Annotated in this window: 14 protein-coding genes and 1 tRNA gene; 12 read left to right on the top strand and 3 right to left on the bottom strand. The window is 68.4% G+C overall.

The window, feature by feature from the left end; all coding sequences use genetic code 11:
- Positions 1-5: 5 nt before the first annotated feature.
- The 5 genes from ACREEF_RS09265 (at position 6) to ACREEF_RS09245 (ending at position 3,036) form a co-directional block, all read left to right on the top strand.
- Complete coding sequence (locus tag ACREEF_RS09265; RefSeq protein WP_431565302.1) at positions 6-443, top strand: ExbD/TolR family protein; 438 nt, start codon at positions 6-8, stop codon at positions 441-443.
- 1 nt (position 444) lies between these two features.
- On the top strand, positions 445-1,155 hold the full coding sequence (locus ACREEF_RS09260) for an energy transducer TonB (RefSeq protein ID WP_431565301.1): 711 nt from the start codon (positions 445-447) through the stop codon (positions 1,153-1,155).
- 187 nt (positions 1,156-1,342) lie between these two features.
- Positions 1,343-2,041, top strand: a complete 699-nt coding sequence (locus tag ACREEF_RS09255) for a M48 family metallopeptidase (protein ID WP_431565327.1) — start codon at positions 1,343-1,345, stop codon at positions 2,039-2,041.
- An 82-nt stretch (positions 2,042-2,123) separates the two neighbouring features.
- Positions 2,124-2,200, top strand: a tRNA-His gene (locus ACREEF_RS09250).
- Between the two features lie 44 nt (positions 2,201-2,244).
- Positions 2,245-3,036, top strand: a complete 792-nt coding sequence (locus tag ACREEF_RS09245; RefSeq protein ID WP_431565300.1) for a methyltransferase domain-containing protein — start codon at positions 2,245-2,247, stop codon at positions 3,034-3,036.
- Here ACREEF_RS09245 and ACREEF_RS09240 read toward each other — a convergent pair.
- Positions 2,969-4,756: a patatin-like phospholipase family protein gene (locus ACREEF_RS09240; protein ID WP_431565299.1), complete on the bottom strand. Its 1,788-nt coding sequence runs from the start codon at positions 4,754-4,756 to the stop codon at positions 2,969-2,971. The genes ACREEF_RS09245 and ACREEF_RS09240 overlap by 68 nt on opposite strands.
- 80 nt (positions 4,757-4,836) lie before the next feature.
- Between ACREEF_RS09240 and ACREEF_RS09235 the strand changes: the two genes are divergently transcribed.
- The 7 genes from ACREEF_RS09235 (at position 4,837) to metG (ending at position 13,647) form a co-directional block, all read left to right on the top strand.
- The gene (locus ACREEF_RS09235) at positions 4,837-6,429 is read left to right on the top strand and encodes a carboxyl transferase domain-containing protein (RefSeq protein WP_431565298.1); all 1,593 of its coding nucleotides are present in this window, start codon (positions 4,837-4,839) and stop codon (positions 6,427-6,429) included.
- 22 nt (positions 6,430-6,451) lie between these two features.
- On the top strand, positions 6,452-6,910 hold the full coding sequence (locus tag ACREEF_RS09230) for a hypothetical protein (protein ID WP_431565297.1): 459 nt from the start codon (positions 6,452-6,454) through the stop codon (positions 6,908-6,910).
- Positions 6,907-7,809 (top strand): enoyl-CoA hydratase-related protein, encoded by a 903-nt coding sequence (locus tag ACREEF_RS09225; RefSeq protein WP_431565296.1) that lies wholly within the window; start codon positions 6,907-6,909, stop codon positions 7,807-7,809. The genes ACREEF_RS09230 and ACREEF_RS09225 overlap by 4 nt, the downstream gene beginning before the upstream one ends.
- Before the next feature lie 221 nt (positions 7,810-8,030).
- Positions 8,031-10,055, top strand: a complete 2,025-nt coding sequence (locus ACREEF_RS09220; protein ID WP_431565326.1) for a biotin carboxylase N-terminal domain-containing protein — start codon at positions 8,031-8,033, stop codon at positions 10,053-10,055.
- Between the two features lie 9 nt (positions 10,056-10,064).
- Positions 10,065-10,460 carry a DUF1489 family protein gene (locus ACREEF_RS09215; protein ID WP_431565295.1) on the top strand — a complete coding sequence of 132 codons (396 nt, stop codon included), beginning with the start codon at positions 10,065-10,067 and terminating at the stop codon, positions 10,458-10,460.
- A gap of 63 nt (positions 10,461-10,523) precedes the next feature.
- Positions 10,524-11,870, top strand: a complete 1,347-nt coding sequence (locus ACREEF_RS09210; protein WP_431565294.1) for an MATE family efflux transporter — start codon at positions 10,524-10,526, stop codon at positions 11,868-11,870.
- Between the two features lie 67 nt (positions 11,871-11,937).
- The gene (gene metG / locus ACREEF_RS09205; RefSeq protein ID WP_431565293.1) at positions 11,938-13,647 is read left to right on the top strand and encodes a methionine--tRNA ligase; all 1,710 of its coding nucleotides are present in this window, start codon (positions 11,938-11,940) and stop codon (positions 13,645-13,647) included.
- A 55-nt stretch (positions 13,648-13,702) separates the two neighbouring features.
- Here metG and ACREEF_RS09200 read toward each other — a convergent pair whose 3' ends face one another.
- Both ACREEF_RS09200 and rlmB read right to left on the bottom strand, forming a co-directional pair.
- Positions 13,703-14,551 (bottom strand): TerC family protein, encoded by an 849-nt coding sequence (locus ACREEF_RS09200; protein WP_431565292.1) that lies wholly within the window; start codon positions 14,549-14,551, stop codon positions 13,703-13,705.
- Between the two features lie 94 nt (positions 14,552-14,645).
- The coding region (gene rlmB, locus ACREEF_RS09195) for a 23S rRNA (guanosine(2251)-2'-O)-methyltransferase RlmB (protein WP_431565291.1) at positions 14,646-15,226 on the bottom strand (581 nt) is incomplete at its 5' end.

The following is a 15,226-nucleotide window of genomic DNA, read 5'->3' as shown; positions in this document are numbered from 1 at the left end:
GACGGATGGCCGCCAAACTTTCCGGTTCCGGCGGCGGCAAGTACACCGTCGAGGCTAATGCCGAGATCAATGTCACGCCTTTCGTTGACATCATGCTCGTGCTCCTCATCATCTTCATGGTGGCGGCTCCGCTCGCCACCGTGTCGGTGCCGGTGAAACTGCCTCGCGCCGTTGCTCCTCCGGGCAAGAATCCGCCGACGCCGGTCTTCATCTCCATCCAGAACGATGGCGACGTGTGGATCGGCGACCTTCAGTCCTCGCCCGGCTCGCTGGGCGACGACCTGCGGGTGCAGATCGGACGCAGGAACCCCGCCGATGAGCGTATTTTCATTCGTGCAGACCAACAGACCCGGTACGGCGACTTCATGCAGGTCATGAACGCCCTCCAGGACAATGGTTTCTATAGCGTCGCCCTGGTCGGCGAAGAGGGCGCGGGCGCATAGCATGACAGCTGAACCTCACGTCCATCGCGATCCAATCCTGGATCCGCCGAAGAAGAAGAAGAAGCTTTCGACCGGCGCCATCGTGGGCATCGCCGTTTCGGTGATCGTTCACGGCCTGGCGGGCCTGTACTTGTACAACAACAAGTTCAAGCTGAAGGAAATGACCTACGAGGACGAGGCCGTCGACGTCGAGTTGATGGAGGTTCCCCCTCCGCCGCCGCCGCCGCCGCCGCCGCCGCCCCCGCCGGACACCCCTCCGCCGCCGAAGCTTCAGGTGCGTGAACCGCAGATCAACACCGAGGCGCCTCCGCCTCCGGTGACTGTGGCTATCGAGCCGACGAAGAAGGAAGACCGTCGGGAGTATACGGACCCGCCCCAGATCGTCCCGGGGCCTCCGCCTCCGCCGGCTCCGCCGGCGCCGCCGAAGCCTTCGGTCATCACCAACCCGAGCTGGTCCCGCCAGGTCTCGCCGGAGTTCCCTGAACGCGCCCAATCGCGCGGCATCGAAACCGGTTCGGCAAAGGTGAACTGCGCGGTCGCCCCGAACGGCAGCCTTTCGGACTGCCGCATCGTGGACGAGGATCCGGCCGGCGCCGGCTTCGGCCAGGCGGTTCTCCGGGCGGCTCGCTCGGGTCGTCTGGCGCCGCGGACTGTCGACGGCGCCGCCGTCGGCGCCCGCGTCGAGTTCACGACCCGCTTCCGACTGGACTAAGGATCTCATCCGAGATCAAGTTTAACGCCCTGGGGGAAACTCCAGGGCGTTTTTCTTTGTCTGATGGACGGAGCTGGTGGCTGGCGTTTGGGCCGAACCTTGAGCATGGTCGCGGTCGAAGTCGGAGGGACCCGCAGTGAAGAACCTTGTCGCCATCATCGCTGCCACGACGACCCTGGGATTCGGCATGGCCGGCTGCGCCTACAACGAGAGCCTGGGCCGTAATCAGTTTCTGATCGTCGATGACAGCGCCCTGATCCAGCAGTCGAACGCGGCCTGGGCGGAGACGCTGAAGACGCGGAAGCTGTCGAGCAATCCCGCCCAGAACGAGCGGGTGCGCCGCGTCGGCGGTCGGATCGTCCAGGCCGCGGGCCTTGCGGGGCGCAGTTGGGACTATGCGGTGTTCGACGACGCCGCGCCCAACGCCTTTGTCCTTCCGTCCGGCCAGATTGGAGTCACCACGGGTCTGTTGAAACTGGTTCAGAACGACGACCAGCTGGCAGCCGTATTGGGCCACGAGGTCGGCCACGTCGTCGCCCGCCACGCCGCGGAGCGCTATTCGACCCGGTCGACCGCGGGTCTGGTGCTGGGCGCGGTGCAGAGCCGGGCGGGGGACTATTCGCAGGCCGTGGGCGCCTTCGGCGGCCTGGGCGCGCAACTGGGGCTGCTGTTGCCCTTCTCGCGCAGTCATGAGCTGGAGGCCGACCGTCTTGGCGTCGATTATGTGGCGGCAGCCGGCTACAAGCCGTCCGAATCCGTGGCCCTGTGGTGGCTGATGGCGCAACAGCGGCAGTCTGGCACGCCCGAATTCGCCTCGACCCACCCGTCGGATCAGACCCGGATCGCGGCGTTGCAGCAGTATATCGCCAGCCGGGGGTGGAACTGACGGGGGATAAAGCGAAAATCCTTCATATGCGTATTGCCGACCGGGGCGAGGCCCGCTAGAGAACCGCCCTCGCGTTGATCGCGCCGCCTTAGCTCAGTTGGTTAGAGCGCCGGTTTGTGGAACCGGAGGTCCTCAGTTCAAGCCTGAGAGGCGGTACCATCACTTCAACGAATCGCTTTCCAGCGAACCGGAGTGATGCAGACATGAGCGAAACGCCCCCCCTGTGGGACCCCCGCCAGTACAATCGGTTCGAAGCCCAGCGCGACCGCGCCGCGCTCGATCTTCTGGTGCGCCTGCCTGAAGACTTTTCACCGGCCGAGATCTGGGATCTGGGCTGCGGAACCGGCCAGCACGCGGCCCTGCTGAAGCGTCGCCATCCGAACGCCCATGTCCACGGCATGGATTCCAGCCAGGCCATGCTGGCCCAGGCCCGCGCCCTGTCGGCCGATGTGGAATGGTCCGTCGGCGACATCGCGACCTGGCGGCCGGAACGCCCCGCCGACCTGATCCTGGCCAACGCCTCGCTGCAATGGCTGCCCGATCATGCGGGGCTGTTCGCCCATCTGGCGGGCGCCCTGGCGCCCGGCGGCCTGCTGGCGGTGCAGATGCCTATGGCCTGGGAGACGCGCCACCACACCCTCATGCGCCAGACGGCGGCCGGGGGGCCGTGGACGGCGGTCCTGGCGGGGGTGGACACGATCGCGCCCCTGCTGCCGGCCGAGAGCTATTACGAGGCCCTGGCGCCGCTGTGCGACGACATCGACATCTGGGCCACGACCTATCTGCACGTCCTGGGCGGCGACGACGCGGTGCTGGAGTGGATGAAGGGCACGGCGCTGCGGCCCTATCTGACCGCGCTGGCGGGCGATCCGTCTATGCGGGGCGCCTTCCTTTCGGCGCTGGGCGAGCGGCTGGCGCGGGCCTTCCCTAGACGGGCGGACGGGGCGACTCTTCTGCCATTTCCTCGTCTGTTTCTGGTGGCGCGGCGTCGTTGACGGGCTTGCGGTGTAGGCGCTCAACTGGACATTTGAGCGTCGCCAGCGCGGTCTGGGCGGCCTCGTAGCCGGCCGCGACGGCGGGGTCGTAGGCCTTCCAGTCGCGAATATCGACGCCCTCGGGCGTGGGCAGGATCAGCAGATCGGTGTCGGCCCGCGCCTGAAGCAGTTCCGCCTCGGTCGACAGGGTGGCCGAGCGCATCAGGACCGAGACGATCGGCGGACCCTCCTTCCAGGCGCCTGAGACGATCCAGCGCCACCACGAGGGCGGGTCCTGCAGCGCCTTGGGGTCGACGCCCCGCGTCTGCGACACATCCACACCGACGACCGGGCCGCTGTTCAGCCGACGCATGACCTCGCTGGGGAAGTTGCGCAGGACGGCGCCGTCGACCAGCACCTGACCGTTCATCACCACGGGCGGCATGACGCCGGGAATCGAGATCGAGGCTCGCAGGGCGTGGCGCAGCATGCCCTCGCGGTGCACCTCGACCTTGCCGGACGTCAGATTGGTGGACACGGCGAAGAAGGGCAGGGGCATGTCCTCGATGGCCACGTCGCCATAGGCGTCCTGCATCAGCCGGGCGACCTTGCGGGCGTGGGTCATGGCGATGATCGGAAAGGCGATGTCCGACAGCGGGTCCGAGACGACGAAGGCCTTGCGGATGCGCTCGTCCAGCTCCTCGTCCGACCAGCCCAGGCCCGGGCCGGCGGCGATGACGGCGCCCATGGAGGAGCCGCCGATGAAGTCGATCGGCGTCCCGGCCTCGGTCAGGGCCTTCAACGCGCCGATATGGGCGTAGGCCCGGGCGCCCCCGCCCGACAGGACCACGCCGACGGCCGAGCCGGTGACGATGCGGGCGATCCTCGCCGTGTCGCTGAACAGACCCTCGACCGCATGGAACCAGCGGCCGGGCCTGAACATATCCAGCCAGGCGCGGGTGTTGGTGGGCCGCGCCATGCGTGGATCGCGCAGCAGGATCAGGTCGGTGAGCGGGTGAGCTTCGTCCTCGACGTGTTGAGGCGGCAGGGGCGAGGTCGGGGGGCGGTCCGCGGCGCCGACCAGGAAGACCCGGTCCACCTGACGGGCGCACAGCGAGGCCCAGACGGGTTCGTCGGACTCGGCGACATAGAGGACGTAGTCGTGGGCCTCCTCGACGCTCGAGAACCATTCGGCGGCCGAGGCCAGGGCCGTATGGTCGATGATCCGGCAGGTGAAGCCCTGGGCCTCGACCGCGCGGGCGACCCGTTCGACGAAGGCGCGAATCGGATGGGCGCGGGCGGAAATGAAGCCGAAGACGCTGGGGTCGGTGCCGGTTGTATTGCGCTCTCGCGCCCGGGTCAGCATCACCTGGCCCAGTTCGGCCATCAGGGACGGCTCGGCGCGGGCGGCCTCGAAGAAGGCGTCGCGGGGCAGGGCGATCAGGTCGCTGTCGCGCAGGGCCACGACATTGGCCATGTGAGTCGTGCCCGCCAGCATGGCCATCTCGCCGACCGGATCGCCGGGCTTGATGATTCCGACAAACTGGCGCGCGCGTCCATCGTCCTCGCGGAAGACGCCCAGACGTCCGGCGCGCAGCAGGTAGAGGGTGTCGGCAGGATCCCCTGCCGAGAACAGCCGCTCGCCCCGGGTCAGGGCGAACCAGCTGGCGCGGGTGTTCCTGGTGCCCTCGAAAACGCGTGCGAGGGCGGCTTCCAGCGTGTCGGGACGATCAGCGGCCATGAGCGTCAGTTAGGCCGGATTCCGTCGGACTGAAAACCGGACGCTTCCCCCCGAGGCGGAAGCCTCCTAAACCTTGAGGCATGCCCAAGCTGATTTCCTCCGTCGATCGCAACAGTCCTGCTTTCAAAACGCTGGACGCGCACAATCGCGCCCTGCGGGACGAGCTTTTCGAGAAGGTCGCCAAGGCCGCGCGCGGCGGCTCGGACGCCAGCCGCGACCGCCATGTGGCGCGGGGCAAGCTGTTGCCGCGCGACCGGGTCGAGCGCCTGCTCGACCCCGGCTCGCCCTTCCTCGAGGTCGGCCAGCTGGCCGCCAACGGCATGTATCGCGACGAAGCCCCGGGCGCGGGCATGATCTGCGGGATCGGCCGCGTGTCGGGCCGCGAGGTGATGATCGTCGCCAACGACCCGACGGTGAAGGGCGGCGCCTACTTCCCACTGACGGTGAAGAAGCACCTGCGGGCGCAGGAGATCGCCGAGCAGAACAATCTGCCCTGCGTCTATCTGGTCGATTCGGGCGGGGCCAACCTGCCGCACCAGGCCGAGGTCTTCCCCGACCGCGACCACTTCGGCCGCATCTTCTTCAACCAGGCGCGGATGAGCGCCAAGTCGATTCCGCAGATCGCCTGCGTCATGGGCTCCTGCACCGCGGGCGGCGCCTATGTGCCCGCCATGTCCGACGAGACGGTGATCGTGCGCAATCAGGGCACCATCTTCCTGGCCGGTCCGCCGCTGGTGAAGGCCGCGACCGGCGAGGTCATCTCGGCCGAGGAACTTGGCGGCGCCGAAACCCACGGCCGCAAGTCCGGCGTGGTCGACCACGTGGCCGAGAACGACGAACACGCGCTGGAGATCGTGCGCGCCATCGTCGCCAATCTCAATACGGTGAAGACCGTGCCGCTGGACGTGCGCGAGCCGCGCGCCCCGGCCTATGATCCGGCTGAACTGTACGGGATCATCCCGGAGGACGTGCGCGCCCCCTATGACGTGCGCGAAGTCATCGCCCGCATCGTCGACGGCTCGGAGATGGACGAGTTCAAGGCCCTTTACGGGACTTCGCTGGTCTGCGGCTTCGCCCGCATCTGGGGTCAGCCGGTGGCCATCCTGGCCAACAACGGCGTCCTGTTCTCGGAGAGCGCCCAGAAGGGCGCGCACTTCATCGAACTGGCCTGCAAGCGCAAGATTCCGCTGCTCTTCCTGCAGAACATCTCGGGCTTCATGGTCGGTGGCAAGTACGAGGCCGAGGGCATCGCCAAGCACGGCGCCAAGCTGGTGACGGCCGTCGCCTCGGCCGAGGTGCCCAAGTTCACTGTCCTGATCGGCGGCAGCTTCGGCGCCGGCAACTACGGCATGTGCGGCCGGGCCTACAGCCCGCGCTTCCTCTTCACCTGGCCCAACAGCCGCATCAGCGTGATGGGCGGCGAGCAGGCGGCCAGCGTCCTGGCCACCGTCCACCGCGACGCGGAGACCTGGACGCCGGAAGAAGCCGAAACCTTCAAGGCGCCGATCCGTCAGAAGTACGAGGACGAGGGCAACCCCTATTACGCCACCGCCCGCCTGTGGGACGACGGCGTCATCGACCCGGCCCAGACCCGCGACGTCCTGGGCCTGGCCATCAGCGCCAGCCTGAACGCCCCGATCCCCGAGACCACCTTCGGCGTGTTCCGGATGTAGGGCGGCGTCGATGGGGCTCTTGATGATGATGCTCGCGATGGCGAGCCAGACGACAGCCCAGGTTCCGGTGGATGCGCCGCATCTGCCGACCGGGCCCTTGGCCTATGCGGGTGCGTTCGGCACGACGCGTCTCTATGTCGACACGGCGAGTTGGGAGCGTTCGGATCTGCCGAATCTGGTGCGTGGCACGGCCGTCATCACGACGTCGCAGGGCCCCGCGCCCGTCCAGACCGTCCTGATGTGGATAGACTGCGGACGCCGCGTCTATCAGCTTTCATCCGGCCGCGCCTATGACGAGGCTGGGCTGGAGATCGCCTCCACGACCTATCTGCCGGATCAGGCCATTGGCGATGACGGTCCGGTGAAGCAGCTTGCGGACAGTGTCTGCGTTACCCCTTTCGCCTTCGGGACCGAAGCCGTCGACAATTGGCGCGCCGCCCTGCAGGACACCCGCGCCGCCGCGCAAGGAGAAGCCCGATGACCGACCAGAAGCCGACCGAAGAAGACCTGAACGCCCTGGACGTCACCGACGCCGAGGCCGCCGAGATGAACGCCATCGCCCATCCCTTCGTCACCGATCCGGCGCCGGACGCGGACAATGAACTGGTCAAGATCGACGCCCTGCCGTCGGGCGTGGTCTTCGTGACCATCAACCGGCCGGAGAAGAAGAACGCCTTCGACGCCGCCACCATCGCCGCCCTGTTCGAGGCCTTCGAGACCCTGCAGGGCGCCGACCGGGTGCGCGTGGTCTTCATCCGCGGTGCGGGCGGGACCTTCAGCGCGGGCGCCGACCTGAACTGGATGCGCTCGGCCGCCGACTGGTCCGAGAGCGACAACCGCGATGATGCTATGGGCCTGGCGAAGATGCTGAAGGCCCTGCACGACGTGCCGGCCCTGACGGTGGCCCTGGTCGAGGGCGCGGCTATGGGCGGCGGGGCGGGCATCGTCGCCGCCTGCGACATGGCCGTGGCTGTCGAGGGCGCGCGCTTCGCCTTCTCTGAGGTCAAGCTGGGCCTGATCCCGGCGACCATCGCCCCCTATGTCATCGAGGCGATCGGCGCGCGCCGCGCCCGCCAGCTGTTCCTGACGGCCAACATCTTCGACGCCGACTACGCCGCCCATGCGGGCCTGATCGACCTGGTCCTGCCGGAAGGTTCGGTGGACGAGTTCATCTCCATGCTGACCGACAGCCTGACCACCTGCGCCCCCGGCGCCATGGGCGAGGCCAAGCGTCTGGTGAACGACGTGGCGGGCGAAAAGATCGACCATCGCCTGCTGGAAGAGACCGCCAAGCGCATCGCCCGCGCCCGCGTCTCGGAAGAAGGCCAGGAAGGCGTCCGCGCCTTCCTCGACAAGCGCGCCCCAAGCTGGGCGCAATAAAACTTCTTTCCTCCCCACGCGTGGGGAGGGGGACCACGACCCGTAGGGCGGCGCGAAGCCGCCTAGTGGTGGAGGGGGCGACGCTAACGTCAGCCGTGGAGTCGCCCCCTCCGTCACGTCGCCTTCGGCGCCGCGCCACCTCCCCATTCGCTTTGCGAGCAGGGAGGAGCAAGATGGGGCAGATCGCCGGTTTTCTCGCAGAGGCAGAGTTCAAGACCGCCATGTTCAAGTCCGTCCTGGTCGCCAATCGCGGCGAGATCGCCTGCCGCGTCTTCCGCACCGCCCGCCGCATGGGCCTGCGCACCATCGCCGTCTATTCCGAGGCCGACGCCAACGCCCTGCACGTGCGGGAAGCCGACGAGGCAGTGCTGATCGGCCCGGCGCCGGCGCGCGAATCCTATCTGGATGCGGCCAAGGTGCTGGCGGCGGCCAAGGCGACGGGGGCCGAGGCCATCCACCCCGGCTACGGCTTCCTGTCCGAGAACGCCGACTTCGCCGAGGCGGTGATGGCGGCGGGCATCGTCTGGATCGGCCCGCAGCCGTCCTCGATCCGCGCCATGGGCCTGAAGGACGCGGCCAAGAAGCTGATGATCGAGGCGGGCGTGCCCGTCACCCCCGGCTATCAGGGCGAGGACCAGTCGGTCGAGACCCTGACGGCCGAGGCGAACCGCATCGGCTTCCCGGTCCTGATCAAGGCGGTCGCGGGCGGCGGCGGCAAGGGCATGAAGAAGGTCGACCGGGCCGAGGACTTCGCCGACGGTCTGGCTTCGGCCCAGCGCGAGGGCCAGTCCTCCTTCGGCGATCCGCGCGTCCTGATCGAGAGCTACATCACCCGCCCGCGCCATATCGAGGTGCAGGTCTTCGGCGACAGCCATGGAAACGTGGTGCATCTGCATGAGCGCGACTGCTCGCTGCAACGCCGCCACCAGAAGGTGATCGAGGAGGCCCCGGCGCCGGGCATGGACGGCCCGACGCGGGCAGCGGTGACTGAGGCTGCGGTGCGGGCGGCCAAGGCCGTGAACTATCAGGGCGCGGGGACCATCGAGTTCATCGCCGACGCCTCCGACGGTCTGAAGGCCGACCGCATCTGGTTCATGGAGATGAACACCCGACTGCAGGTCGAGCACCCGGTGACCGAAAGCATCACCGGCGTCGATCTGGTCGAATGGCAGCTGCGCGTCGCGGCGGGCGAACCGATCCCGCTGAAGCAGGAAGAGATCCCCATGAAGGGCTGGGCCATGGAGGCCCGCCTCTACGCCGAAGACCCCGCCCACGGCTTCCTGCCGTCCATCGGACGGCTGGACTACTGTGATCTGCCTGGCGACATCCGCGTCGACACCGGCGTCGAGGCTGGCGGCGAGGTCAGTCAGTTCTACGATCCGATGATCGCCAAGCTGATCGTTCATGAGGACAGCCGCGAGGCCGCCGCCGCCCGTCTGGCCGACGCCTGCGCCGAGGTGGCGATCTATCCGGTCAAGGCCAACGGCGGCTTCCTGAAACGCTGCCTGGAGCACCCCCGCTTCCTGGCGGGGGATGTGGACACGGGTTTCATCGCGGCCGAGGAGGCGAGCCTGCTCGTTTCCGAGCCCGAGCCCGCGCCCGAGGTCGTCGTCGCGGGCCTGGCCATCCTGGGCGCCGACGCCCAGTGGAATCACGATTGGATCGAGAACGGCCGCCCCCATCGCGAAAAGAGCCCGTGGTCGCCCGTCGCTCAGCGCCTTTACGGCTTCCGCATGAACGGCGGCCAGCCGGTCGAGGAGATGGCGATGCTGCGGGGGCGCCGGGTGTCCGCCCGTATGCGGCCTGATCCTCATGGCAACGCTTGGGACGCAGAGACGGCGGGGGTCCGCCTGCGCGCCTATGTCCACGGCCCGGTCGTGACCATCTATCAGCCCGATGGCGTCGAGGTCGATCTGAGCCGCGTGGTCGACGAGCCGATCGTCTTCCATGACGGCGAGGCCTGGAGCTTCGAGCCGGTCGCTCACGCCGGCGTCGCAGGGGGCGCTGCCGCCGCCTCCGACGGCGGCCTGCGGGCGCCGATGCCGGGCAAGATCGTCGCCGCGCCCGCCAAGGCCGGCGACGCCGTGACCAAGGGCCAGCCTATCGTGGTGCTGGAAGCCATGAAGATGGAGCACGCCCTGACCGCGCCCTTCGACGGCGTGGTGGCCGAGTTCAACGTCGCCGTCGGCGATCAGGTCGTCGACGGCGCGGTTCTGGCTGTGGTCAAGGCGGCTGAGGCTTCCTAAGTCCCGCCCATGCCCCTTCACATGATCAAGCTTTGCGTCGGCGTGTCCGAGGTCGAGACGCTGGAGGCGAACGCCGCGCGTTCCGACTGGCGCATCGTCCACACCCGCATGACGCCCAAGCGCGCCGCCGAGATCGAGGACGGCGGCTCGCTGTACTGGGTCATGAAGGGGTCCGTGACCTGCCGTCAGCGCATCCTCGACATCACCACCGTCGGCGAGGGCAAGGCCAGCCGCTGCGAGATCAGGCTGGACAGCCAGGTCATCCGCACCGCCCCCCTGGCCCGGCGGCCGTTTCAGGGCTGGCGCTACTTCGACAAGGACGTGCCGCCGGACCTGTCGCTGGCCGAGGCGACGGACCTGCCCGACGACCTGGCGCGCGAACTGCGCGAGCTGGGCGCCTGGTAGGCGCCTGAAACGGTCGGAAAATCATTTGACCCACGCCCGCGCGCGTGGCTGTTGCGGCATCCGATGACCAAGGCCCTGCTCAGCTTCAAGACCCGCGAAACCCTGTCCGAGCTGCTGAAGCTGGCCTGGCCGGTCGTGCTGGCGCGTCTGGGCATCATGACCATGGGCCTGACCGACGCCATCGTCGTCGGCCACTACGCCAGCCGTGAGCTGGCCTACCACTCCCTGGCCTGGGCGCCGTCGTCGGTCGTGCTGACCACGGCGGTCGGCCTGATGATGGGGGTGCAGGTCATGACCGCCCGCCTGCTGGGCGAGGGCCGCAAGGACGAGGTCGGCGCGGTCCTGCGTCGCGGCATGGTCTATGCTCTGCAGATCGGCGTCGTCTCCATGATCGCCCTGATGGCGCTGGGGCCGTTCGGTCTGAAGCACATGGGTCTGGAAGACGGGCTGGGCGAGGGCGCGTCGCCGGTGCTGATGATCTTCGCCCTGTCGATGCCCGCCTATCTGATTTCGGTCGCGGCCCAGTTCTTCCTCGAGGGCCTGCATCGACCCAAGGCCGGCATGGTCGCCATGTGGGTGGCCAATGCGGTCAACCTGGGCCTGAACCTGCTGCTGGTCCCCGACATTCTGGGCCTTGGCCTGCACGGCGCACAGGCCTCGGCCTGGGCCACCTTCGGCGCCCGCATGGCGCTGGCGATCTTCCTGGTCATCTTCATCCTGCGCCTGCCCGAGGCTCGGGCCTGGGGCCTGTTCAACAAGCCCAGGCGCGACAAGGCCGTCGAGCGCGAGCAGGTCAAGGTTGGCGTCGGCGCCGGTTCGTCCAACTTCATCGAGGTCGGCGCCTTCGCCGCCATGACCGTCTTCGCGGGCCAGCTGGGCGCCGCAGAGACCGCCAGCTGGGCGGTCGTCATCAACGTCTCCGCCATCGTCTTCATGGTGCCCATGGGCCTATCGTCGGCGACGGCGGTGCTGGTCGGGCGCAGCTACGGCGCGGGCGACAAGGCCGGCGTCATGCGCGGCGGTCTGGCCGGCGTCGGCGTGGTGACGGTCCTGGCCTTCATCATCGCCATCGGCCTGTGGCTGACCGCGCCTCTGGTGGTCAGCGCCTATACGACCGACCCGGCCATCCTGGCCATCGCGGCCCCGGCCCTGGTGCTGGCGACCCTCTTCTTCGTCGCCGACGCCCAGCAGGTGGTCGCCGCCCAGGCCAACCGCGCGGCGGGCGACGTGGTCTGGCCGACGCTGATGCACCTGCTGTCCTACGGCGTCATCATGATCCCTCTGGGCTGGTGGCTGGCGCACCGGATCGGCGTCGACGGTCTGGTCTGGTCGGTTATCGTCGCCAGCCTGATCTCGGGTGCGCTGCTGACCGGGCGGTTCGTGCGGATCGCGAAGCGGCTTCCGGCCTGAAGCGCGGGGTGACGCGAGCGTAACGGGCCTCTATATCCGTCTGCTTCCTCCCGCAGACTGGACGACCATGGCCCGCATCCTCATCACCTCGGCGCTGCCCTACATCAACGGCATCAAGCACCTTGGGAATCTGGCCGGGTCCATGTTGCCCGCCGATGTCTGGGCGCGGTTCATGCGCGGGCGCGGCCACGACGTTCTCTATGTCTGCGCCACCGACGAGCACGGCACCCCGGCCGAGCTGGCCGCCGCCGCCGCCGGACAGGACGTACGCACCTATTGCGATGAGCAGCATCAGGTCCAGAAGAAGGCCGCCGACGCCTTCAGCCTGTCGTTCGACGTCTTCGGCCGCAGCTCCAACGCCCCGAACACCCGCCTGACCCAGCACTTCGCCAAGGTGCTGGAAGAGCGCGGCCTGATTGAGGAGCGCGTGGACCGGATGATCTATTCGATCGACGACGCCCGCTTCCTGCCCGACCGCTATGTCGAAGGCACCTGCCCGCACTGCGCCTATGAGAAGGCGCGCGGCGATCAGTGCGACAACTGCGGCCGGCTGCTGGACCCGATGGATCTGATCAATCCCTATTCCTCAGTCTCGGGCAGCCGCAACCTTGAGGTCCGCGACACGCGCCACCTCTATCTGCTGCAGACCAAGGTGGCCGACGACGTGCGCGCCTGGGTCGACGCCCGTTCCGAGGGCTGGCAGCCCCTGGCCCGCTCAATCGCCTACAAGCATCTGGACGAAGGTCTGATCGACCGCGGCATCACCCGTGACTTGAAGTGGGGCGTCCCCGTCGTCGGTCCCGACGGCCGTCCGCGTCCGGGCATGGAAGGCAAGGTCTTCTACGTCTGGTTCGACGCCCCCATCGAATACATCGGCGCGACCGAGGAATGGGCGGAAGCTTCGGGCGGCAACTGGCGCTCGTGGTGGCGTCTGGACGAGGGCGCCGACGACGTGCGCTACGTCCAGTTCATGGGCAAGGACAACGTCGCCTTCCACACGGTCAGCTTCCCCGCCACCATCCTGGGCTCCGGTGAGCCTTGGAAGACGGTCGACCAGCTGAAGGCCTTCAACTGGCTGAACTGGTATGGCGGCAAGTTCTCGACCAGCATGGGCCGGGGCGTCTTCATGGATCAGGCGCTGGAGCTGCTGCCCGCCGACTACTGGCGCTGGCACCTGGCGGCCTATGGGCCGGAGCACTCCGACGCGGCCTTCACCTGGGAGCAGTTCCAGGCGACGACGAACAAGGACCTGGCCGACGTCCTGGGCAACTTCGTCAACCGCATCGTCAAGTTCACGGAATCCAAGTTCGACGGCGTCGTGCCCGAGGGCGGCGAGGCCGGCCCGCTGGAGGCCAAGCTGGCCGCCGACATCAAGGCCGGTCTGGAAACCCTGACCGCCGAGTTCGAGGCCATGGAGTTCCGCAAGGCGGCCCAGGCCGCGCGCGCCCTCTGGGTTCTAGGCAACGAATACCTGCAGGAAGCCGCCCCCTGGACGGCGCTGAAGACCGACCGCGACCGCGCCGCCGTGGTGGTGCGCACCGGCCTGTCGCTGGTGGCCCTGTTCGCCCGCATCACCGTGCCCTTCATGCCCGGCAGCGCCGAGCGCATCGGCGCCACGGTCGGCGCGACCGACCTGTCGTGGCCGAACGCCGACGCCGATCTGCTGACCCTGGTTCCCGCTGGTCAGACGGTCGCCGCCGCCGAGGTCCTGTTCGCCAAGATCGAGGACGCCCAGGTCGCCGAATGGACCGAACGCTTCGGCGGCGCCGAAGGCTGAGCCTTCTGACCGCTGGATAAAAGAAAGGCCCGGATCGCTCCGGGCCTTTTTTGTATTAGGAGGCGGGCTGGTCCGCCGCCACGGGCGGCTGGTCGCGTCGCTCGCGGCCGCCGGGCAGGGCGGCGGGCGTGTGGGAATCCGGGCCCTTGCCGCCGTGCCGCAGATGCTTGGCCTGCTCCTCCGCGCCGATGTCGAGGAAGGCCGGGGCCGAGGCGTTGAACGGGTCCGTATAGCCGGTCCGCACGATGACCGAACGACCGCCGTCCCAGATCATGTGCAGGGCGACGTAGAGGACGATGACCAGGCCGACGTAGGCGACCCAGCGATAGCGGTTCAGCAACCTGGCGATGAAGCTGGCCGCCAGGCCCATCAGGGCGATCGACAGGACCAGACCGAAGACCATGATCCACGGGTGGTCGTGGCTGGCGCCGGCGACGGCCAGCACATTGTCCAGGCTCATGGTCAGGTCGGCGATCATGATCTGGATCAGGGCGGCGCCGAAGGTCTTGCGCTTCAGGCCCAGTTCCTCGGGGCTGGGGCCGCCGCCGTTCTCGATGGCCAGGGCGCGTTCGATCTCGGCCTCGGCCTCGGCCTGGTCGTGGGTGGCCTGTTCGCGCAGCTCGCGCCACATCTTCCAGCACACCCAGAGCAGCAGGAAGCCGCCCGCCAGCAGCAGGCCGACGATGCCCAGAAGCTGCACGGTGATCAGGGCCAGGCCGATGCGCATGACGACGGCGGCGGCCAGGCCGATCAGGATGGCCTTGCGGCGCTGTTCCTGGGGCAGGGCGGCGGCGGCCAGGCCCACGGCCACGGCGTTGTCGCCAGCCAGGACCAGGTCGATCATCAGGACCTTGCCGAGGGCCGAGGCCTGGCTGACGAATTCGGGATTTGAGAGGAATTCCATCCGGGTTTCTTAAGGCCCGGACGATGCTGCGCCAAGACGCCGCAGCGGCAAAGTCGTCCTCCCGCCGACCTGCGGCCGGCGGGAGGGGCGTCGATCAGGTCGCGCGTTGCGCGCGGGCGGCCTCATAGAGGGCGATGGCCGCTGCGTTGGAGACGTTCAGGCTCTCGAATCCGCCGGGCATGGGAATCTTGGCCAGGACGTCGCAATGCTCGGCCACCAGACGGCGCACGCCGTCGCCTTCCGAGCCCATGACCAGGACGGTCGGGCGCGAATCGAGGGCTTCTTCCAGCGTCAGCTCGGCGGCGCCGTCCAGGGCCACGGCGCGCCAGCCCATGTCGGCCAGCTTTTCCAGCGCGCGGCTCAGGTTGGTGACGCGGGCGCAGGGCAGGCGCTCGGTCGCGCCGACGGCCGCCTTGGCCAGGGCCCCGGCCAGGGCGGGCGAGTGCCGGTCCTGCACCACGATTCCCTTGGCTCCAAAGGCCAGGGCCGAGCGGAAGATGGCCCCGACGTTCTGGGTGTCGGTCAACTGATCCAGCATGACGATGACGCCGCTGGCGTCCTCGGCGATGTCTTCCAGGGCGACGCCTTCCAGCGGCTGCACCTTGAACACCATGCCCTGGTGAACGGCGCCGGCGGGCAGAAGCCGGGCGAGGGCGGTCGAATCGATCACCTCGA

The sequence above is a fragment of the Brevundimonas sp. genome (genome assembly GCF_050729455.1).
Lineage (GTDB): Bacteria > Pseudomonadota > Alphaproteobacteria > Caulobacterales > Caulobacteraceae > Brevundimonas.
This window is presented reverse-complemented; position numbering and strand designations above follow the sequence as displayed.